At 72.1% G+C, this 19,618-nt stretch carries 15 protein-coding genes and 1 pseudogene; 14 read left to right on the plus strand and 2 right to left on the minus strand.

Going from position 1 to position 19,618, the window contains the following annotated elements; genetic code table 11:
* Positions 1–17 precede the first annotated feature (17 nt).
* Positions 18–788: a peroxide stress protein YaaA gene (yaaA, locus tag OG2516_RS10625; protein ID WP_007255667.1), complete on the plus strand. Its 771-nt coding sequence runs from the start codon at positions 18–20 to the stop codon at positions 786–788.
* Between the two features lie 50 nt (positions 789–838).
* Here yaaA and OG2516_RS10630 read toward each other — a convergent pair whose 3' ends face one another.
* Positions 839–1,693, minus strand: a complete 855-nt coding sequence (locus OG2516_RS10630) for a DMT family transporter (RefSeq protein ID WP_007255668.1) — start codon at positions 1,691–1,693, stop codon at positions 839–841.
* 120 nt (positions 1,694–1,813) lie between these two features.
* Here OG2516_RS10630 and OG2516_RS10635 point away from each other — a divergent pair, with 120 nt between their 5' ends.
* From OG2516_RS10635 to OG2516_RS19960, 10 genes and pseudogenes are all read left to right on the plus strand, one after another.
* On the plus strand, positions 1,814–7,234 hold the full coding sequence (locus OG2516_RS10635; RefSeq protein ID WP_007255669.1) for an alpha-2-macroglobulin family protein: 5,421 nt from the start codon (positions 1,814–1,816) through the stop codon (positions 7,232–7,234).
* Positions 7,231–9,267 (plus strand): penicillin-binding protein 1C, encoded by a 2,037-nt coding sequence (pbpC, locus tag OG2516_RS10640; RefSeq protein ID WP_007255670.1) that lies wholly within the window; start codon positions 7,231–7,233, stop codon positions 9,265–9,267. Before OG2516_RS10635 ends, pbpC begins: the two co-directional genes overlap by 4 nt.
* Before the next feature lie 67 nt (positions 9,268–9,334).
* Positions 9,335–10,723, plus strand: a pseudogene (locus OG2516_RS10645) (MFS transporter).
* Positions 10,693–11,643, plus strand: a complete 951-nt coding sequence (gene mepA / locus OG2516_RS10650; protein WP_007255673.1) for a penicillin-insensitive murein endopeptidase — start codon at positions 10,693–10,695, stop codon at positions 11,641–11,643. Before OG2516_RS10645 ends, mepA begins: the two are co-directional and overlap by 31 nt.
* A gap of 7 nt (positions 11,644–11,650) precedes the next feature.
* Complete coding sequence (locus tag OG2516_RS10655) at positions 11,651–12,499, plus strand: esterase-like activity of phytase family protein (RefSeq protein ID WP_040615121.1); 849 nt, start codon at positions 11,651–11,653, stop codon at positions 12,497–12,499.
* Positions 12,500–12,600: 101 nt separating this feature from the next.
* Positions 12,601–13,227 carry a queuosine precursor transporter gene (locus OG2516_RS10660; protein ID WP_007255675.1) on the plus strand — a complete coding sequence of 209 codons (627 nt, stop codon included), beginning with the start codon at positions 12,601–12,603 and terminating at the stop codon, positions 13,225–13,227.
* Positions 13,228–13,544: 317 nt separating this feature from the next.
* The gene (gene arfB / locus OG2516_RS10665) at positions 13,545–13,964 is read left to right on the plus strand and encodes an alternative ribosome rescue aminoacyl-tRNA hydrolase ArfB (protein WP_007255676.1); all 420 of its coding nucleotides are present in this window, start codon (positions 13,545–13,547) and stop codon (positions 13,962–13,964) included.
* Positions 13,965–14,028: 64 nt separating this feature from the next.
* Positions 14,029–14,190, plus strand: a complete 162-nt coding sequence (locus OG2516_RS10670; protein ID WP_007255677.1) for a hypothetical protein — start codon at positions 14,029–14,031, stop codon at positions 14,188–14,190.
* 178 nt (positions 14,191–14,368) lie between these two features.
* A complete protein-coding gene (locus tag OG2516_RS19955; RefSeq protein ID WP_156799314.1) occupies positions 14,369–15,448 on the plus strand; it encodes a hypothetical protein in 1,080 nt (359 codons plus the stop codon).
* 8 nt (positions 15,449–15,456) lie between these two features.
* Positions 15,457–15,945 carry a hypothetical protein gene (locus OG2516_RS19960; protein ID WP_156799315.1) on the plus strand — a complete coding sequence of 163 codons (489 nt, stop codon included), beginning with the start codon at positions 15,457–15,459 and terminating at the stop codon, positions 15,943–15,945.
* On the opposite strand, the gene pncB is transcribed toward OG2516_RS19960, so the two are convergent.
* A complete protein-coding gene (pncB, locus tag OG2516_RS10680; protein WP_007255679.1) occupies positions 15,942–17,234 on the minus strand; it encodes a nicotinate phosphoribosyltransferase in 1,293 nt (430 codons plus the stop codon). The two genes, OG2516_RS19960 and pncB, sit on opposite strands and share 4 nt — an antisense overlap.
* Before the next feature lie 128 nt (positions 17,235–17,362).
* Between pncB and OG2516_RS10685 the strand changes: the two genes are divergently transcribed.
* The 3 genes from OG2516_RS10685 to cbiB are packed head-to-tail and all read left to right on the plus strand — an operon-like array spanning position 17,363 to position 19,559.
* Positions 17,363–17,725: a DUF1636 family protein gene (locus OG2516_RS10685; RefSeq protein WP_007255680.1), complete on the plus strand. Its 363-nt coding sequence runs from the start codon at positions 17,363–17,365 to the stop codon at positions 17,723–17,725.
* Positions 17,722–18,660, plus strand: coding sequence for an aminotransferase class I/II-fold pyridoxal phosphate-dependent enzyme (locus OG2516_RS10690; RefSeq protein ID WP_007255681.1), 939 nt, complete (start codon positions 17,722–17,724; stop codon positions 18,658–18,660). The genes OG2516_RS10685 and OG2516_RS10690 overlap by 4 nt, the downstream gene beginning before the upstream one ends.
* On the plus strand, positions 18,657–19,559 hold the full coding sequence (gene cbiB / locus OG2516_RS10695) for an adenosylcobinamide-phosphate synthase CbiB (protein WP_007255682.1): 903 nt from the start codon (positions 18,657–18,659) through the stop codon (positions 19,557–19,559). The genes OG2516_RS10690 and cbiB overlap by 4 nt, the downstream gene beginning before the upstream one ends.
* Positions 19,560–19,618 lie beyond the last annotated feature (59 nt).

Here is a 19,618-nt window from a genome sequence, read left to right on the forward strand (position 1 = left end):
ACGCCCGAGGTCCGCCCATGCTCACCGTCATCTCGCCCGCGAAGTCGCTCGACGAGTCGCCCGTCGCCGTCACCCCGACCGAGCCCGCCTTCGCCGCCGACGCGCTGCGGCTGGCCAAGAGCGCGCGCAACCTCACCCTCGGCGAGCTGAAGCGGCTGATGTCGATCTCCGACGACCTCGCCCGCCTCAACCGCGACCGCTTCCGCGCCTTCAAGGCCGAGCCCGGCGACGGCGACGTGAAGCCCGCCGCGCTGCTGTTCGACGGCGACGTCTACCAGGGGCTGCACTTCGCCTCCCTCGACGCCGCCGCCCGTGACTGGGCACAGGCGCGGCTGCGCATCCTGTCGGGTCTCTACGGCCTGCTGCGCCCGCTCGATGGCATCCAGCCCTACCGCCTCGAGATGGGCACCCGCCTCAAGACCCGGCGCGGCACGTCGCTCTACGCGTACTGGGGCGACCAGGTGGCGAAGGCGCTCAACGCCGAGGCCGAGGCGGCGGGCACCGACGTGCTGCTCAACTGCGCCAGCCAGGAATATTTCGGTGTCGCCGAGCGCAAGGCGCTGAAGCTGCGGGTCGTCACGCCGCGCTTCCTCGAGGCGCGCGACGGGGAGCGCAAGATGATCAGCTTCTACGCCAAGCACGCGCGGGGGGCGCTGGCGCGGTGGGTCATCGAGCACCGCGTGAGCGACCCCGGCGAGCTGGATCGCTTCGACAGCGGCGGGTACGCCTACGACGCCGAGGCGTCCGCGCCCGACGCGCCGGTATTCGTCCGGCAGCAGCCGGGCTGAAGCCCGGCTTACGGGTCCCGGGCGTAGGCCGGGCTTCAGCCCGGCCCCCCTCACCCCCGCCGCCGCACCAACGACACGCCAAGCCCGCCCAGCACCAGCACCGTCGCGAGCGCGAACCGAACGCCGACGCTCTCGCCGACGAGCACGACACCCCCCGCCGTGGCGATCAGCGGCACGGTGAGCTGCGCGATGGCGGCCAGGGCGGCGGGGAGGCGCGGCAGCAGGCTGTACCACAGCGCGTAGCCCAGTCCCGACGCGATCGCCCCCGACAGCACCGCCAGGACCGCCCCCGCCACCGGCACGCCGCCGCCGAGCACCAGCCATGCCAGCAATGCCACCGGCGCGGCGCAGGCGAAGTTGGCGGCCGTCTCGGCCAGCGGATCGGCGGCGCGGCGGCCGGCGAGCGAGTAGAGCCCCCAGCCCAGCCCGGCGGCGGCCATGAGGGCCGCGTGCCACGGGCTCGGCGCCGCCGCGCCCGACGGCCAGAGCAGCAGCACCAGCCCCGCGAAGGCGATGCCCGCCCCCGCCCAGCGGCGCGGCGGGATCGGCTCGCCGCCGAGCCACGCGCCCGCGAACATGGTGATCTGCACACAGCCGAACAGGATCAGCGCCCCGAGCCCGGTATCGAGCGCCGCGTAGGCCGCCGAGAAGCCGAAGATGTAGAGCAACAGCGCCCCCGTCCCCGCCGCGCGCCCCCGGCCGCCGAGCCGCACCCGCCCGCGCCGCGCCGCCAGCGCCAGCAGCAACAGCGCCCCCGAGGCGAGGCGGATCGCGCCGAAGGCGACCGGGTCGGTGCCGCCCGCGACGGCGAGGCGGTTGAGCACCGAGTTGGCCGCGAAGGCGAGCATCGTCAGCGCGATCAGCGCGGCGAGCGTCGGGCCACGCGGCGGGGTCGGGGAGGGCATCGGCGGCTCGCTTGGCAGGGGCACGGGGCGGAGAGCGGCCACTCTTGCACGGGGGAATCGTTGCCAGCAAGCGGGCGGCCGTGGCACCCTCGGCGTATTGTACCAAAAGGAGATTGCCCGATGATCCGCCTGCTGCTGTCGGCCTGCCTCGCCCTGTCCGCCGGTCTCGCCAGCGCGCAGGAGGCAGTGCCCGACCGCCGCGTCGCAATCTCGCGCAACCTCGACTTCCACGGCGGCGACGTCGCCAGCATCTTCGACACCACCCTCGACGCCTGCCAGGCCGCCTGCCTCGCCAACGGCGCCTGCACCGCCTTCACCTACAACCAGCGCAGCAGCGCCTGCTTCCACAAGGACGGCGTCACCACGGTGACCCCCTACGACGGCGCCATCTCCGGCCGCCTGCTCGCCACCGATCCCGCCGTGCTGCAGCAGGCCGACGCCCGGGCGGCCGCGCTCGACTTCCTGCGCGGCAGCGATTTCGACGCGGCGCGCGAGCTCGGCCAGACCATCGGCCGGCTGCACTCGTCCGACGAGAACACCGCCGCCGAACTGCTCGCCACCGCGCGGGCGATGCGGCTCGGAGGCGATCTGTACAACGCGATGCTCTACACCGGCGCGGCGCTGGCCCTGACCGACGCGCCCGACCTCTGGACCGACTACGCCAACCTCGTGCGCACCGTGCCCGTCGCCGACGGCCGCGAACGCGACCGGGTCCGCCGCCGCGCCGTTCCCGCCGCGGTCAACGGCGTGTTGCGCGCCGCGGGCCCGGCGCAGGAGCACAGCGCGCTGGTGGCCCTCGCCGAGGCGCTGGAGGACGACAACCGGGGCCGGCAGACCATCGACGCGCTGCGCCGCGCCCAGCAGGCCGAGCACCGGCGCGACACCGAGCTGCTGCTCGAGGACGCCATCGGCAAGTACGGCTTCCGCGTCACCGGCACCGAGGTCGAGAGCGACAGCGCCAGCCCGCGGCTCTGCGCGATGTTCAACGAGCCGCTCGTCGGGGCCGGGGTCGACTACGCCCCCTTCGTCCAGCTCCCCGAGCCGGGCCTGACCGTCGAGGCGCAAGACCGGCAGCTCTGCGTCGACGGCGTGCGCCACGGCAGCCGCTACCGGCTGGTGCTGCGCGAGGGCCTGCCCGCCGGGAGCGGCGAGCGGCTGGTGCGGCCCGTCGAGCTGTCGCTCTACGTGCGCGACCGCACGCCGAGCGTCCACTTCCCCGGCCGGGGCTACGTGCTGCCGCGCACCGGCGAGGCGGCGCTGCCGCTCGAGAGCGTCAATGTCGAGGAGGTGGCGCTGAGCCTGCACGCGGTCTCCGACCGCAACCTCGTGCGCGCGATGCAGGAGGACCTCTTCGCCCGCCCGCTCTACGCCTACAGCCAGGACTATTTCGACGAGCAGATCGGCAGCGCCGTCTGGGAGGGCAGCGCGCAGGTGGCGATGGAGCTGAACCGCGACATGACCGCCCGCCTGCCGCTCGCCGAGGCGCTGGCCGACCGGCCCGCCGGCATCTACGTGCTGCGCGCCGCCGTGCCGGGCCAGGACCCTTACGACCACGCCGCCGCGACCCAGTGGTTCGTGCTCACCGACCTCGGCCTCGCGACGCTGCAGGGGGTGGACGGGCTGACCGTCGTGGTGCGCTCGCTCACCGACGCCTCCGCCGCCGAGGGCGTGACGGTGACGCTGGTGAGCCGGGCCAACCAGGTGCTCGGCACCGCCGTGACGGGGGCCGACGGCGTCGCCCGCTTCGGCGCCGGGCTGACGCGCGGCACCGGCGCGGCGGCGCCGGCGCTGGTGACGGTGGCGCGCGGCGACGACATGGCGTTCCTGTCGCTGACCGACCCGGCCTTCGACCTCTCCGACCGCGGCGTCGAGGGGCGCGAACCGGCGCCGCCCGTCGACGTCTTCCTCGCCACCGACCGCGGCGCCTACCGCGCCGGCGAGACGATCCACCTCACCGCCCTGGCGCGCGACGCGGCGGGACGCGCCGAGGAGGGCCTGCCGCTGACCGCGATCCTGACCCGCCCCGACGGCGTCGAGTACGCCCGCCGGTTCTCCGGCACCGACGCCGCGGGGGGCCACGTCTTCGCCCTGCCCGTCGCCGCCAACGCGCCGCGCGGGGTGTGGCAGGTCGCGCTCCACGCCGACGTCGACGCGCCGCCGCTGGCGAGCGAGACGGTGCTCGTCGAGGACTTCCTGCCCGAGCGGCTCGACGTGGCGCTGGAGCTGCCCGAGGCGATGCGGCAGGGCGACCGCCCGCCGCTCCGGGTCCAGGCCGACTACCTGTTCGGCGCGCCCGCCGCCGGGCTGACCGTCGAGGGTGAGGCGCTGCTGCGCGCCGCCGACGGGCTGGCGGACTTCCCCGGCTACGTCTTCGGCCGCCACGACGAGCCGCTCGACCCGCGCCTGAGCAGCCTCGGCGACAGCGCCCTGACCGGCGTCGACGGCGCGGCGGTGCTCGACGTGACGCTGCCCGACGTCGCCGCCGGCGGCCGGCCGATGGAGCTGGTCGTCACCGCGCGGGTCAACGAGCTCTCCGGCCGCCCCGTCGAGCGGCAGGCGCAGGCCTCGGTGTTGCCCGACGGCGCGCTGATCGGCATCCGCCCCGCCTTCGACGGCACCCTTCCCGAGAACGGCGAGGCGACGTTCCGCCTGATCGGCCTCGGCCCCGACCTCGCGCCCGCGCCGATGACGGCGCGCTGGACGATCAACCGCGTCACCACCCGCTACCAGTGGTACCAGCTCGACGGCCGCTGGGACTGGGACCCGGCCACCACCCGCGAGCGCGTCGCCACCGGCGAGGTGACGCTCGGCGGTGTGCCCGTCGAGGTGTCTGCGCCGGTGACGTGGGGAGCCTACGAGATCGTCGTCGAGCGCACCGACGGCCCCTACCTCGCCAGCTCGACCGACTTCTCCGCCGGCTGGTACGCCGCCGCCGACGCCACCACGACGCCCGACCTGCTCGAAGCCTCGCTCGACGCCGAGGCCTACCGCCCCGGCGACACCGCCCGGCTGCGCATCGTGCCGCGCTACGCCGGCACCGCGCTGGTCACGGTGATGTCCAACCGGGTCGTGTCGCTGGAGGCGGTGGCGGTGCGCGAGGGCGAGAACGTCATCGAGCTGCCCGTCACCGAGGAATGGGGCGCGGGGGTCTACGTCGGCGCCAGCGTGCTGCGGCCAATGGATGTGGCCGCCGGGCAGAACCCGGCCCGCGCCCTCGGCCTCGCCTACGCGGCGGTCGATCCCGGCGACAAGGCGCTCGCCGTGAGCATCGACGCGCCCGAGACGGCGATGCCGCGCGGCCCGCTCGACGTGGCGGTGACGGTCGAGGGCACGGCCGGCGAGACCGCCTACGTCACCCTCGCCGCGGTCGATGTCGGCATCCTCAACCTCACCGGTCACGACAGCCCCGATCCGCTCGGCCACTATTTCGGCCAGCGCAAGCTCGGCGTGGAGATGCGCGACGTCTACGGCCGCCTGCTCGACGGCATGAACGGCGCGCTCGGGCAGGTCCGCTCGGGCGGCGACGCGGGCGGCATGATGACGCTGCAATCGCCACCGCCGACGGAGGAGCTCGTCGCCTATTTCACCGGCCCCGTCACCGTCGGCGACGACGGCCGCGCCGAGGCGAGCTTCCCGCTGCCGGCCTTCAACGGCACGGTACGGCTCATGGCCGTGGCCTGGAGCGCCACCGGCGTCGGGCAGGCCGAGGCGGAGGTGCTGGTGCGCGACCCGGTCGTGGTCAACGTCACCGTCCCGCGTTTCCTCGCGCCGGGCGACACCAGCCGGATGCTGATCGAGGTGACCCACGCCTACGGCCCCACCGGCATCGTCGGCCTCGCCGTCGACAGCGACGGGCTCGACATCGCCGCCCCCGCCGGCTTCGGCGGCCCGGTGGGTGCGCAGACCGGCTTCGTGCGCAGCCTGCCGCTGTCGGCCGACAGCGCCGGCCTGCACGAGATCACCCTGACCGCGACGACGCCGGACGGGCGCGAGCTCGTCCAGACGGTCGCGGTGCCGGTCGAGGTCAACGATCCCGAGATCGCCGCGACGCACCGCTTCACGCTGGCGGCGGGCCAGACCTTCACCTTCGACGACCAGGTCTTCGCCGGCTTCGTCCCCGGCACCGGCAGCGCGACGCTGTCGGTCGGCCCGCTGGGCCGTTTCGACGCGCCGGGCCTGCTGGCGATGCTCGACCGCTACCCCTACGGCTGCACCGAGCAGATCGCCTCCGCCGCGATGCCGCTGCTCTACTTCGACCAGGTGGCGGCGGCGATGGGGCTGGCCGAGGGCAAGGAGATCGGCGCGCGCATCGAGCAGGCCGTCACCGCGATCCTCGCCAACCAGGCCCGCAACGGCGCCTTCGGCCTCTGGGGCGCCTATTCGGGCGACCTGTGGCTCGACGCCTACGTCACCGACTTCCTCGGCCGCGCCCGGGCACGGGGGCACGACGTGCCGGAGATCGCCTTCACCATGGCGATCGACAACCTGCGCAACCGGGTGAACTACTACCCCGACTTCGACGGCGACGCGGGCGACCTCGCCTACGCGCTGCTCGTTCTGGCTCGCGAGGGCGCGGCGGCGATCGGCGATCTGCGCTACTACGCCGATGAGAAGGCCGCGGCCTTCGACACCCCCCTCGGTGCGGCGCAGCTCGGCGCGGCGCTGGCGCAGTACGGTGAGCAGGTGCGCGCCGACGCGATGTTCGCGCAGGCCGCCGCCCAGCTCGGCGCGCGGCTCGGGCGGGGCGACGAGCCCGCGCTCTGGCGCGCCGACTACGGCACCGACCAGCGCGACGCGGCGGCCCTGCTGACCCTCGCCGTCGAGGCGGGCAGCGACGCCGTCGACCGCGCGCGGCTGTCGGAAGTGGTCGCCCGCCCGGGCCGCGCCTCCACGCAGGAGGCGGCGTGGACCCTGCTCGCGGCGAACGCCCTGATCGACGACCTGCGCGACACCGGCATCCGCGTCGACGGCGCCGCGCCCGAGGGGCCGGTCGTGCACATGCGCGCCGACGCGCTCGACGCCGCGCCGGTGCGCTTCGAGAACACCGGCGGCACGAGCGAGCTGACCCTCACCACCTTCGGCGTCCCCGAGATCTCGCCGCCGGCGGGGGGCAACGGCTACCGGATCGCGCGGGAGTACTTCACCCTCGACGGCGCGCCCGCCGACCCGTCCGCGCAGGCGGTGGGCGACCGGCTCGTCACGGTGCTGACGGTGACGCCGTTCGGCCGGCAGGAGGCGCGGCTGATGGTCGACGACCCGCTGCCGGCGGGCTTCGAGATCGACAACCCGAACCTGCTGCGCAGCGGCGACCTCGCCGCGCTCGACTGGCTCGACCCGGTGCAGGTCGAGCACGCCGAGTTCCGCGCCGAGCGCTTCCTCGCGGCGGTCGACTGGCGCTCCGACGCGCCGTTCCGGCTGGCCTACATCGTCCGCGCGGTGAGCCCGGGGACCTTCCACCACCCGGCGGCGAGCGTGACCGACATGTACCGCCCCGAGATGCGCGCCAAAACCGACACCGGCCGCGTGGCCGTCGTCGAATGAGAGACCGGCGCGGCCTCTGGGTCGTCCTGCTGGTCCTGCTGCTCGGCGGCCTCGCCCACGGCCGCGACCGGGTGGATGCGTGGATCGACGCGACGGTGCTGCCGCCGCTGGTCGCCGGCACCTCCGTCGAGGTGCTCGACCGGCACGGCACGCTGCTGCGCCCGTTCCTCGTCGCCGACGGGCGCTGGCGGCTCGCGGTGGGGCTCGACGGGGTGGACGCGACCTATATCGACATGCTCGTGCGCTACGAGGACAAGCGCTTCTGGCGGCATCCGGGGATCGATCCGGTGGCGATGAGCCGGGCCGTCTGGCAGGCGCTGCGGCACGGGCGGATCATCTCGGGCGGCTCGACCCTGACGATGCAGGTGGCGCGGATCCTCGAGGACGGGCCGACCGGGCAGATGGGCGGCAAGCTGCGGCAGATGCGGGTGGCGCTGGCGCTCGAGCGGCGGCTGAGCAAGGCGCAGATCCTGACGCTCTACCTCAACCGCGCGCCCTTCGGCGGCAACCTCGAGGGCGTGCGCGCGGCCTCCATCGCCTACTTCGCCAAGCCGCCCGCGCGGCTGACCCCGGCGCAGGCGGCGCTGCTCGTGGCGCTGCCGCAATCGCCCGAGGCCCGCCGCCCGGACCGCGACCCGGCGGCGGCGCGCGCGGCGCGCGACCGGGTGCTGGCGCGGATGGCGCGCGACGGCATCCTCGCGCCGGCCGAGGCCGGGGCCGCGCTGACCGAGCCCGCCCCCGCCGGGCGGCACGACTTCCCCGCCCTCGCCGCGCACCTCGCCGAGCGCGCCGCCGCCGAGGATGCCGCCGCCGGCATCCACCAGCTCACCCTCGACGCCGGCCTGCAGGCGGGGCTCGAGGCGCTCGCGGCGGAGGCAGTGCGCGACGCGGGCGCGCGGCTGCAGGTGGCGATCCTCGTCGCCGACCATGCCAGCGGCGAGATCCTCGCCTCCGTCGGCTCCGCCGCCTACGCCGCCGACGCCCGGCAGGGCTTCGTCGACATGACCCGCGCGCCGCGCTCGCCGGGCTCGACCCTCAAGCCGCTGGTCTACGGCCTCGCCTTCGACCGCGGCCTCGCCCACCCCGAGACGCTGATCGCCGACCGTCCCGTCAGCTTCGGCGGCTACGCGCCGCAGAACTTCGACGGCCTGTTCCGCGGCGAGGTCCGGGTGCGGCGCGCGCTGCAGCTGTCGCTCAACGTGCCGGTCGTCGCGCTGCTCGAGGCGATGGGCCCGCAGCACCTGCTCACCGGCCTGCGCCGCGCCGGGGCGCGCCCGGTCCTGCCGGGCAGCGGTGCGCCGGGGCTGGCGGTGGCGCTGGGCGGGGTCGGGCTGAGCCTCGAGGACCTCGTGCGGCTCTACGGCGCGCTCGGCAACGGCGGCACCGCCATCGACCTGCGCGCCCGCCCCGACCCGAGCGACGCCTTCCTGCCGCACCGCCTGATCGACCGCGCCGCCGCGTGGCAGGTGGCCGACATCCTGCGCGACACGCCCCGCCCCGCCGGCATCCGCGGCGCGGGTATCGCCTACAAGACCGGCACCTCCTACGGCTACCGCGACGCCTGGGCGATCGGGTTCGACGGGCGGCACGTGGTCGGGGTCTGGATGGGCCGCGCCGACGGCACGCCGGTGCCGGGCCTCTTCGGCGCCGGCCTCGCCGCGCCGGTGATGTTCCGCGCCTTCGAACGGCTCAAGCCCGCGCCCGACGCCCTGCCGCCGCCGCCGCCGGAGACGCTGATCGTCGGCCATGCCGGCCTGCCCGGCCAGCTGCGCCGCTTCGGCACCTTCGAGACGCAGGCCGCGCCGGGGCCCGAGATCGCCTTCCCGCCCGAGGGCGCGGTGGTCTCGGGCGAGCGCCTCGTCGCCCGCGTGCGCGACGGCGCGGCGCCGTTCACCTGGCTCGCCAACGGCACGCCCGTCGGCGGCGGCCACCGGCGCGAGATCGAGATCGGCGGCCTCGGCCCCGGCTTCTCGGCGCTGACGGTGATCGACGCCGAGGGCCGCGCCGCGCGGGTCGCCTTCGAGATGCGCTGACCCCGCAAGCCCTTGCCCCTGCGGCAGGATTGGCTTCTTCTCGCCGGGCAGGGGACGGGAGCCGGGCATGGACCGCAAGCGCATCTGGGGCTGGATGGCCTTCGACTGGGCCACGCAGCCGTTCTACACGCTCGGCCTGACCTTCATCTTCGGCCCCTACTTCGCCTCCGTCGCCACCGAACATTTCGCCAGCCTCGGCGCCACCCCCGAGGCCGCCGACGCGCGGGCGCAATCCACCTGGGCCTTCGCGCAGACCCTGGCGGGGCTGTTCATCGCCTTCACCGGCCCGGTCCTCGGCGCCTACGCCGACAGCACCGGGCGGCGGATGCCGTGGATCGTGCTGTTCTCCGCCGTCTACGTCGTCGCCACGGCCACGCTCTGGTGGATGACCCCCGACGGCGCGGCGCTGTGGTTCTGCCTCTACGCCTTCGCGCTGGCCTTCGTCGCGGCCGAGTTCGCGCTGATCTTCGTCAATGCCCAGCTCCCCTCGCTCGGCGGGCAGGAGGCCATCGGCAAGATCAGCGGCACCGGCGCGTCGGTGGGCTACTGGGGCGGGGTGCTGTCTCTGGCGATCATGCTGCTGGTGTTCTTCTAGGCCGACGCCGAGACCGGCACCACCCTGCTCGGCACGCCGCCCGCCTTCGGTCTCGATCCGGCAGCGCGCGAGGGGACGCGGATCGTCGGACCGTTCATCGCCGGCTGGTTCGTGCTGTTCATGATCCCCTACTTCGCCTGGGTCCGCGAGCCACGCCCGGCGGTCCGCAAGGGCGGAATGCGGGTCGCGCTGGCCGATCTCGCCACCTCGCTCAGGGGCCTGCGCGGGCGCGACAGCCTCAAGGGCTTCCTGCTCAGCTCGATGTTCTACCGCGACGCGCTCAACGCGCTCTACGGGTTCGGCGGCGTCTACGCGGTGCTGGTGCTCGACTGGTCGCTGACCCAGATCGCCATCTTCGGCATCGTCGGGGCGGTGACGGCCGGCGTGGCGACATGGATCGGCGGGCGGCTCGATGCCCGCTTCGGGCCGCGCCCGGTGATCGTCGGCTGCATCCTGATCCTGACCGGCGTGTGCGTGGTGATCGTCGCGATGACCCGCGAGCAGCTGTTCGGCGTCGCGCTGCCGCCCGGCTCGGGCCTGCCCGACGTGCTGTTCTACATATGCGGCGCGGCCATCGGCGGGGCCGGCGGCGCGATCTACGCCGCCTCCCGCTCGATGATGGTGCGCCACGCCCACCCGGACCGGCCCACCGAGGCATTCGGCCTGTTCGCGCTCTCGGGCAAGGCGACGTCGTTCCTCGCCCCGGCGATGATCGGCGCCTTCACCGCGCTCACCGAAAGCCCCCGGCTCGGCATCGCGCCGGTCATCCTGCTTTTCCTGATGGGCCTCATTCTGCTAGTCTTCGTCAACAAAGACGGAGATCGAGCAGAATGGTCCGTACCCTCGCAATCCTTGGCCTGACGGCGCTTCTGGCGGCCTGCCAGGGCGGCGACGCCGGGGTGACTCGCGCCGCCGCTTCGCTCAACGCGAACCCCGGCGCGCCCCGCGCCTCGACGCAGAACGTCAACCCGGCGGATTCCCGCGTAGCGAAGGAGGTGTTCGGCTACATCGACGCCGCCTCCCGGCAGGCCTCCGAGAGCTTCGGCGGCTACGCCCGCGGCTGCCAGGCCGGCGCGGTGCAACTCCCCGAGACCGGCCCGACGTGGCAGGCCATGCGCCTCAGCCGCAACCGCAACTGGGCCCAGCCCGTCACCATCGACTTCATCGAGGACCTCTCCGCCTTCGCCGCCACCCTGCCCGGGTGGGAAGGCATCTATGTCGGCGATATGAGCCAGCCGCGCGGCGGACCGATGCTGTCGGGCCACCGCAGCCACCAGACCGGCCTCGACGCCGACATCTGGATGCTGCCGCCTCAGAGCCTCGACCTCTCCGTCCAGCGCCGGGAGACGATCTCGTCGATCTCCATGCAGCGCGCCGGCGGCGCCTACGTCAACGATCGCTGGACCCCCGAGCACATGGCGCTGCTGCGCCGTGCCGCCTCCGACCCGCGCGTGGCACGGATCTTCGTCTTCCCCGGCGCCAAGGTCGCCATGTGCGCCGCCGAGACGGGCGACCGGAGCTGGCTGTCCAAGATCCGGCCCTGGTACGGGCACCATTACCACTTCCACGTCCGCCTGAACTGCCCGCCCGGCAGCCCCGGCTGCGAGGCCCAGGACCCGCCGCCCGCCGGCGACGGCTGCGCCGACGCGCAGACATGGGTGGACGACATCCTGCAGCCGCGCGCACCCGACCCGGAGCCGCCCGGCCCCGTCGTGCCGCGCCGCGAGCTGACGATGGCGCAGCTTCCGGGCCGGTGCCAGAGCGTGGCCGCGTCGGACTGAGAGACTCATGAAAATTCTGTTGCTTCTCGCGGCCTCGTTGCTCGCCGCCCCGTTCTCCGCCGACGCCAACGCCACCTTCGCCGGCCGCATCGTCTGGCGCGGGCTCAGCCCCATCGTCGGCGGCGTCTCGGCCATCGAACTCGCCGACGACGGCCGCTCCTTCATCGCCCTCAGCGACCGGGGCAGCTTCTGGACTGGCGAGCTGCAGCGCGAGGGCGGCACGCTGACCGGCATCAGCGCCACCGGCCGCAACCTCTACAAGGAGGACGGCCGGGTGATGAACGGCGACAGCGAGGGCCTCGCGCTCGCGCCCGACGGCAGCATGTATCTCAGCTTCGAGCGGCGTGCGCGGGTGCTGCGCTACGCTTCGCCCGACGCCGTGCCGGAAGGCACCGGCCGCGCGCCGCAATGGCGCGAGCTGCGCTCCAACGGCGCGCTCGAGGCGCTCGCCATCGCCCCCGACGGCGCGCTCTACACCGTCGCCGAGGAGCCCGACGCCGACGGCCTCTTCACCGTCTACCGCCGTGGCGGCGAGGGTGGGCCCTGGCGCGCCGCGCTGCGGCTCGACCGGGTCGGCGACTTCAAGATGACCGGCGCCGATTTCGGCCCCGACGGCGCGCTTTACCTGCTCGAGCGGCAGTTCTCCGGCTTCAGCTTCACCAGCCAGGTGCGCCGGATCGACCTGTCGCGGATGCGCCAGGAGATCGTGCTGCGCACCGGCGCGGGCACCCACGGCAACCTCGAGGGACTCGCCGTCTGGCGCGACCCGCAGGGGAAGATCCGGCTGACGATGGTGGCGGACAACAACTTCCACCCGCTCCAGCAGACCGAGATCGTCGAGTACCGGCTCGACTGACGGGCCTGCGGGCTTGACGGGCGCGGGCGGGCCGCTTAAGGCCCCGCCCGTTCCCCGCGCGGGGAGCCAAGTGCCGCACCCTTGCCAAAACGGACCCTCACATGACCCGCCTCCTGCCCGGCATCCTCGCCATGGCCGCCATCGTCGTGGCCTCCAATATCCTCGTCCAGTTCCTGCTCCTCGACGGCCTGCTCACCTGGGGCGCCTTCACCTACCCGTTCGCGTTCCTCGTCACCGACGTGATGAACCGCGTCTACGGGCCCGGCCCGGCGCGCAGGGTGGTGCTGGCGGGCTTCGTCGTCGGCATCGCCTGCTCGCTCGTCGGCTCGCAGATCATGCTCGAGTTCGGCCCCGCCGTGCCGCTGCGGGTCGCCGTCGCGTCGGCCACGGCGTTCCTCGTCGCGCAGCTCCTCGACGTCGCCATCTTCGCCCGCCTGCGCGGCGGGGCGTGGTGGCGGGCGCCGCTGGTGTCAACGTTTGTTGGCTCGAGCGTGGATACGGCGCTGTTCTTCGCGGTCGCGTTCTCGGCGGCGGTGAGCTTCGGGGCGGTGGCGGACGGCCACGTGGCGTGGGCGCAGGAGGCGGTGCCGTTCCTGCTGTCGGGGCCGATGGCGCCGCTGTGGGTGACGCTGGCGGTGGCGGACTGGGGGGTGAAGCTGGCGGTGGCGCTGGTGGCACTGGTGCCGTTCCGCCTCATCGTCACGCGGATGTTGACCCGTCCCGTCTAGGTCTAGCGGAAATGGAGTTGACTTATACCATTTATGTGCAACCTTCCTCCTTAGGCGAAACAATGAAAGGAGGTGATCCAGTGTCTAGAAAGATGGTGGAGAGAGGTGTCGGGACAGCTCGGAGGGAGATTTCCTGAGGCAGCCCTTGGGATGTCGAACTTTGGGTTGGGGATCCTAACCGACCCCACCTCCTGAACTTTCGAAGGGTCGTCTCGTTCGCCGGGGCGACCCTTTTCGCTGCCCCCGCAAGCCCGGCACGAGGCGTGCACCCGACGTGCACCGGGCGTGCACAGCCCCCAGCGACCACGAGGCCCCCCATGCCCCTGCGTATCGACGACCGGATCGAGATCGCCGACTGGGAGATCACCGAGCAGTTCGTGCGCGCCGGCGGCCCCGGCGGGCAGAACGTCAACAAGGTGTCCTCCGCCGTCGAGCTGCGCTTCGAGGCGGAGCGCTCGCCGGCCCTGCCCGGCCCGGTCAAGGCGCGGCTGCGGCGGCTGGCGGGGCGGCGCTGGACGAAGGACGGGGCGCTGGTGATCCAGGTCTCCGAGGAGCGCAGCCAGGCGCGCAACCGCGACCTCGCCCGCGAGCGCCTCGCCGCGCTGATCCGCAGCGCGCTGACGGCGCCCAAGAAGCGGGTCCGCACCCGGGTCTCGCTCAACCAGAAGCGCAAGCGGGTGGACGCCAAGAAGAAGCGCGGCGAGGTGAAGGCGCTGCGCGGCAAGGTCGACGAATGAGCGGCGGTTGAACCAACCCGCCCCGGCGGCGTTGGCCGGCTGAACCCTTCAGAAAGGACCAGCCATGGCCACCCCGCCCGAGAAATCCCCCAAGCGCCCCCGCCTCTTCGTCCTCATCCCCCTCGGCTTCGTCCTGCTGATCCTCGCGATGTTCGTGCTCGGCGAGTGGCGCCAGGAGACGACGGATTCGGGGCTGAACGACGAGGTGGAGGAGGCGATTGAGTGAGGCCTCATTGCCAGTCTGATCGAAAAAGGTCATAACGAACAGCAAGCGATGCTAGTTGGTGTGTTCTGTGGTAGCAACAGTCGATGTTCGCGCTAGGCGTTTCGCGGAAGACGATTCCGCTTGGAGAATATTTCCCGGCAGCGGCTATAGGCACTATGATACCTTTCGAGAGCACGGGGTGGTGTTCCTCGAGTTTCCAAACCTCCCATTTGTGACGAGTGACAGTCGGCTTGAGAAGAGCCCGAGGACCGCCTCAACCCTTGCCCGGTCAATCCACCTCGCCAGTTTCGTCTATCGCACCGGATCAGACGCAGAACTTCGGCTTGCTGAGGAGGAAGAACGCGACTTCAGCAATGCTCGCTGGTCGAAGAAGCGTTCCCTCGCTCGCGGATGGGTCAACGCTCTATATGCCGAGGCTCGAGTTGGAGACGTCGTTGTCGTACCCGGTCCGGGTCACCGCAAGATGGCGGATGGCTCCTGGAAGCTCTTCCCTACATTGATCGGCGAAATCGTCGGAGAGACGGAACGTTGGGCAGGCGCGCCCTATCCGTACTCTCAAGGTAGGTTGCTGACGAGGCGTGTGCGTTGGATCCCGGATGCGCATGAAGGCCAACTAAGCCCTCGTTTAGCCCTCGCACTCCGCACGCAGAACGCTCTAGTCCGGCTTCCTGCAGGAGAACTTGAGCAGGTGCTCGGTGCAGCATTTAAGAACGTTGTTCTGAAGAATGAAACGCTTGCGCGGTTCTTGACCTCCAATCCCGAATTCCACAGCTACGAAAACTACCACTTCCTCAGCTTCATCCAAGCGACCTGCGCAGCTTTCCGTTCCGCAGAACAGCGCAGCGAACTTGTTGGGAACAGCATATTCGAAATTGCCGGCAGTATGGAGCGAGATTCTGAATATGTTGTGGAGCAAGATGCCAACATCCACTCTCCGGGATACTCGACACTCAAGGTCTTGTTCCCCGATACTGGGTCTCGTCGAGCAAAGAACCTGCCTCTGATAATCGCTTGCCTCTTCGCGTTGGCAGCTAGTCCAGAAGCGAGCCCCTTCGATGCGGACGGTTCACCTAATGTTAATGTTTCTAACTCAGAGTCACCTGAGCTTGACCCGTGCGATCCGGAGTTTGGCCTAGAGAAAGACGTGCGTGACACATTGGACGCTATCGGGTATGATCGGTGGGTTAACGAATGGTGTCCGACAGCTAGGTCGGCACAGGAGAACGACGGTTTCGAAGCTCTTCCGACCGTGGAATGAGAGCTGACATGATGAAAATTGTTCGATCTGTTGGGCGGTTTCTCACCTCGACTCAGACCCCTCTATGGTTGCTCGGGGCAGCCTTTACTACAACTGTTCTTATCAATTACTTCGTTGATAGGCATGTGAGTTACGGTGATGATGTTCAAGATTCTCTGATCGAAATTAGCTCGTTTGCGAACGATATCACTGTTATGTCGGCCGTCTTCGCCAATGCGCTCATGGAACGTGACGATAGCTATGCTGCAGCTCAGCGACAGCTGGTTGTAAGCATCATGGAACTCTACGCTGAGCTGGAGAACCCTTCCGTGCAATTCTCCGATGAGACTGCTCAAGCTGCTGACGAAACTAGATCCTCTCTGGTACGGTTGAAGTCTGTAGTCGATGAGCTCAACGATCCTTCCCAACTCGGGAAATTCTGGGTTGAGCTTGCGAACGTTCTCGAAGCAAGGAACGAGTTCCTCGACCACCTTGAGGCTCAAAAGCGGCTCTTCTAAACCTCCACCGCCCTTTCCACCTGCTCCCCCACCCCGAACACCCGCTTGTAGCGGGCGATCTCGTCGGCCGGGCCCATCGCCTTGCGGGGATTGTCGGAGAGCTTGACCGTCGGGCGGCCCTCGGCGGCGACGGCCTTGCAGACGAGGGAGAACGGCGCCAGCGCGTCGCCCGGGGCCAGGCCGCGGAAGTCGTTGGTGAGCATGGTACCCCAGCCGAAGCCGACGCGGACGCGGCCCGAGAAGCGGGTGTGGAGCTCGACGATCTTCTCGGCGTCGAGGCCGTCGGAGAAGATCACCAGCTTGTCGCGCGGGTCTTCGCCGCGGCTCTGCCACCAGGCGATGGCGGTCTCGGCGCCCTCGACGGGATCGCCGGAATCGATGCGGATGCCGGTCCAGCCGACGAGCCAGTCGGGGGCGCGGGAGAGGAAGCCCCGGGTGCCGTAGGTGTCGGGCAGGATGATGCGCAGGTTGCCCTCGTGCTCCTCGTGCCAGTCGGACAGCACCTCGTAGGGGGCCTGGGCGAGCTCGGCGTCGGTCTCGGCGAGGGCGGCGTAGACCATGGGCAGCTCGTGGGCGTTGGTGCCGATGGCCTCGAGGTCGCGGTTCTTGGCGATCAGGCAGTTGGAGGTGCCGGTGAAGCTCGGGCCGAGGCCCTCGAGCATCGCCTGCACGGCCCAGTCCTGCCAGAGGAAGGAATGCCGCCGGCGGGTGCCGAAATCGGCGACGCGCAGGTCTTCGAGCGGGCGCAGGCGTTCGACCTTCTCCCAGAGCTTCGTCATCGCGCGGGCGTAGAGCACCTGCAGCTCGAAGCGGCCCATGTCGCGCAGCACGGCGCGGCCGCGCAGCTCCATGAGCACGGCGAGCGCGGGGATCTCCCAGAGCATGACCTCGGGCCAGTTGCCCTCGAAGGTGAGCTCGTACTGCCCGTCGCGCTTCTCGAGGTGGTAGGGCGGCAGGCGGACGTTCTCGAACCAGTCCATGAAGGCCGGGGTGAACATCTGGCGCTTGCCGTAGAAGGTGTTGCCGCGCAGCCAGGTCCCCTCGCCGCGGGAGAGGGACAGGGTGCGGATGTGGTCGAGCTGTTCGCGCAGCTCGCCCTCGTCGATCAGGTCGGCGAGGCGGACGTCGCGGGTGCGGTTGATGAGGGAGAAGGTGACCTGCGTCGTGGGGTGCCGGGCGTGGACGGTCTGGCACATCAGCAGCTTGTAGAAGTCGGTGTCGATCAGCGAGCGGACGATCGGGTCGATCTTCCACTTGTGGTTCCAGACCCGTGACGCGATGTCGACCATTCGGCGTTCCCCCTGAGGGGCTTATCGCAAGGCCGGGCGGGGGCGTCCAGCCGGGCGGGCGGTGGCTCTTGTTTCGGTGGCGGCGATCGGGTTCAAGCGGGGGCGGACCTTTCTTGAGCGGAGCCTCGATGACGACCTGGATCACCATCTGCGACACCTGCAAGCGCGAGGACTGGGATTCCGCCAGCGGGCGCACCGACGGCGAGGCGCTGGCGGCGCTGGTCGAGGCGGCGCCGCGGGGCGAGAGCGTGCGGGTGCGGCGGACGTCGTGCCTGATGGGGTGCGACCACGGCTGCAACGTCGCGGTGCAGGCGGCGGGCAAGCTGGCCTACACGCTGGGCCGGTTCGAGCCGACGGAGGACGCGGCGGCGGCGATCGTGGGCTACGCGACGCTGCACGCGGCGACGGAGACGGGGCGGGTGCCCTACCGGGAGTGGCCGGCCGGGGTGAAGGGGCACTTCGTGACGCGCCACCCGCCGTTGCCCGAGTGAGCGGGCCGCGCGATCACGGCGGCGGGCTCGACGCGGCGGTGGCGCGGTACGGGGGCCGGCGCGGGGAGTGGCTCGACCTGTCGACGGGGATCAACCCGGAGCCCTACCCGGTGGGAGCGGTGCCCGGCGCGGCGTGGACGGCGCTGCCCGACGCGGGCGCGGCGGCGGCGCTGGAGGCGGCGGCGCGGGGCTTCTGGGGTGTGCCGGAGGGGGCCGGCGTGCTGGCCGCGCCGGGGGCGTCGGCGCTGATCGCGCGGCTGCCGGAGATCGCGCCGGGGCGGTGGGCCTGCATTCAAGGGCCGACCTACAACGAGCACGCGGCCGCGTTCCGGGCCTTCGGGGGAGCCGTCGGCGCGGACGCGCGGGCGCCGGTGCATGTCCACGTCCATCCCAACAATCCCGACGGGCGGCTGCTGGAGCGGCTGCCGGAGGGGGTGGCGCTGGTGGTGGTCGACGAGAGCTTCTGCGACGTCTGCCCCGAGCGCAGCCACGTGGCGGCGACGGCGCGGCCGGGGGTGATCGTGCTGAAGAGCTTCGGCAAGTTCTGGGGCCTGGCGGGGCTGCGGCTGGGCTTCGCGATCGGGCATCCGCAGACGCTGGGGCGGCTGGCGGAGCTGCTGGGGCCGTGGCCCGTCTCCGGGCCGGCGCTGGCGGTGGGCGCGCGGGCGCTGGCCGACCGGGAGTGGGCGGCGGCGACGCGGGCGCGGCTGAGGGCCGACGCGGCGCGGCTGGACGGGATGATGGCGGCGGCGCGGCTGGTGGGCGGGACGGACCTGTTCCGGCTCTACGAGGTGGACGACGCTGCGCGCTGGCAGGCGCGGCTGGCGGAGGGCCGGGTCTGGAGCCGGATCTTCCCGTGGTCGGCGCGGCTGATCCGGCTCGGGCTGCCGCCGCGGACGGGCTGGGCGCAGCTGGCGCGGGCGCTGGAGCGATGAGCCTCGCGCTGCTGCTGGCGCTGCTGCTCGACGCGCTGCTCGGGGAGCCGCGCTGGCTGTGGTCGCGGCTGCCGCATCCGGCGGTGCTGATGGGGCGCGCGGTCGCCCTGCTGGACCGGCGGCTGAACCGGGGGCGGCGCTGGCAGGGGATCGTCGCGGTGACACTGCTGGTGGCGGGCGCGGCGGTGCTGGGGCTGGCGCTGGCGGCGCTGCCGGGGCGGGTGGCGGAAGTGGTCGTGGGCGCGGTCCTGCTCGCCCAGCGCTCGCTGGCCGAGCACGTGGCCGCCGTCGGCGCGGCGCTGCGGCGGGGGCTGGCGGAGGGGCGGCGCAGCGTGGCGCTGATCGTGGGGCGCGATACCGCCGGGATGGGCGAAGCGGACGTGGCGCGCGGGGCCATCGAGAGCGCGGCGGAGAACCTCTCGGACGGGGTGATCGCGCCGGCGCTGTGGTTCCTGGTGGCGGGACTGCCGGGGATACTGGTCTACAAGGCGGTGAACACCGCCGACAGCATGATCGGCTACCGCACGCCGCGCCACGCGGCCTTCGGCTGGGCGGCGGCGCGGCTCGACGACCTGCTCAACCTCGTGCCCGCGCGGCTGACCTTCGCGCTGCTGTGGCTCGCCGCCGGCGCGCCCGGCGGCTGGCGGGGCGCGGCGCAGGACGCGCGGCGGCACCGCTCGCCCAACGCCGGCTGGCCGGAGGCGGCGATGGCGCGGGCGCTCGGCGTGGCGCTGTCGGGGCCGCGCAGCTACGGCGGGACACGCACCGAAACGCCGTTCGTCAACGCGGCGGGCCGCCGCCATCCCGGCCCGCCGGAGATCGACACGGCGGTGCGGCTGCTGTGGCGGGCGTGGGGCTGGCTGCTGGCGGGCGTCGGCATCACCTTGCTGCTTTTCTAGGCGGCGCTGGACTCGCCGCCGCCGCCCGCTAGGGTCGCGCACCAAATCGACCTCATCAC

Source organism: Oceanicola granulosus HTCC2516 (assembly GCF_000153305.1).
GTDB lineage: Bacteria > Pseudomonadota > Alphaproteobacteria > Rhodobacterales > Rhodobacteraceae > Oceanicola > Oceanicola granulosus.

What these genes read in the sequence shown, in the direction of transcription:
- yaaA (WP_007255667.1), top strand. Translation starts at nt 18, where the DNA reads ATGCTCACCGTCATCTCGCCCGCGAAGTCGCTCGACGAGTCGCCCGTC.
- OG2516_RS10670 (WP_007255677.1), top strand. Translation starts at nt 14,029, where the DNA reads ATGGCCACCCCGCCCGAGAAATCCCCCAAGCGCCCCCGCCTCTTCGTC.
- arfB (WP_007255676.1), top strand. Translation starts at nt 13,545, where the DNA reads ATGCCCCTGCGTATCGACGACCGGATCGAGATCGCCGACTGGGAGATC.
- pncB (WP_007255679.1), bottom strand. Translation starts at nt 17,234, where the DNA reads ATGGTCGACATCGCGTCACGGGTCTGGAACCACAAGTGGAAGATCGAC.
- OG2516_RS10660 (WP_007255675.1), top strand. Translation starts at nt 12,601, where the DNA reads ATGACCCGCCTCCTGCCCGGCATCCTCGCCATGGCCGCCATCGTCGTG.
- OG2516_RS10685 (WP_007255680.1), top strand. Translation starts at nt 17,363, where the DNA reads ATGACGACCTGGATCACCATCTGCGACACCTGCAAGCGCGAGGACTGG.
- pbpC (WP_007255670.1), top strand. Translation starts at nt 7,231, where the DNA reads ATGAGAGACCGGCGCGGCCTCTGGGTCGTCCTGCTGGTCCTGCTGCTC.
- OG2516_RS10635 (WP_007255669.1), top strand. Translation starts at nt 1,814, where the DNA reads ATGATCCGCCTGCTGCTGTCGGCCTGCCTCGCCCTGTCCGCCGGTCTC.
- mepA (WP_007255673.1), top strand. Translation starts at nt 10,693, where the DNA reads ATGGTCCGTACCCTCGCAATCCTTGGCCTGACGGCGCTTCTGGCGGCC.
- OG2516_RS19960 (WP_156799315.1), top strand. Translation starts at nt 15,457, where the DNA reads ATGATGAAAATTGTTCGATCTGTTGGGCGGTTTCTCACCTCGACTCAG.
- cbiB (WP_007255682.1), top strand. Translation starts at nt 18,657, where the DNA reads ATGAGCCTCGCGCTGCTGCTGGCGCTGCTGCTCGACGCGCTGCTCGGG.
- OG2516_RS10630 (WP_007255668.1), bottom strand. Translation starts at nt 1,693, where the DNA reads ATGCCCTCCCCGACCCCGCCGCGTGGCCCGACGCTCGCCGCGCTGATC.
- OG2516_RS10655 (WP_040615121.1), top strand. Translation starts at nt 11,651, where the DNA reads ATGAAAATTCTGTTGCTTCTCGCGGCCTCGTTGCTCGCCGCCCCGTTC.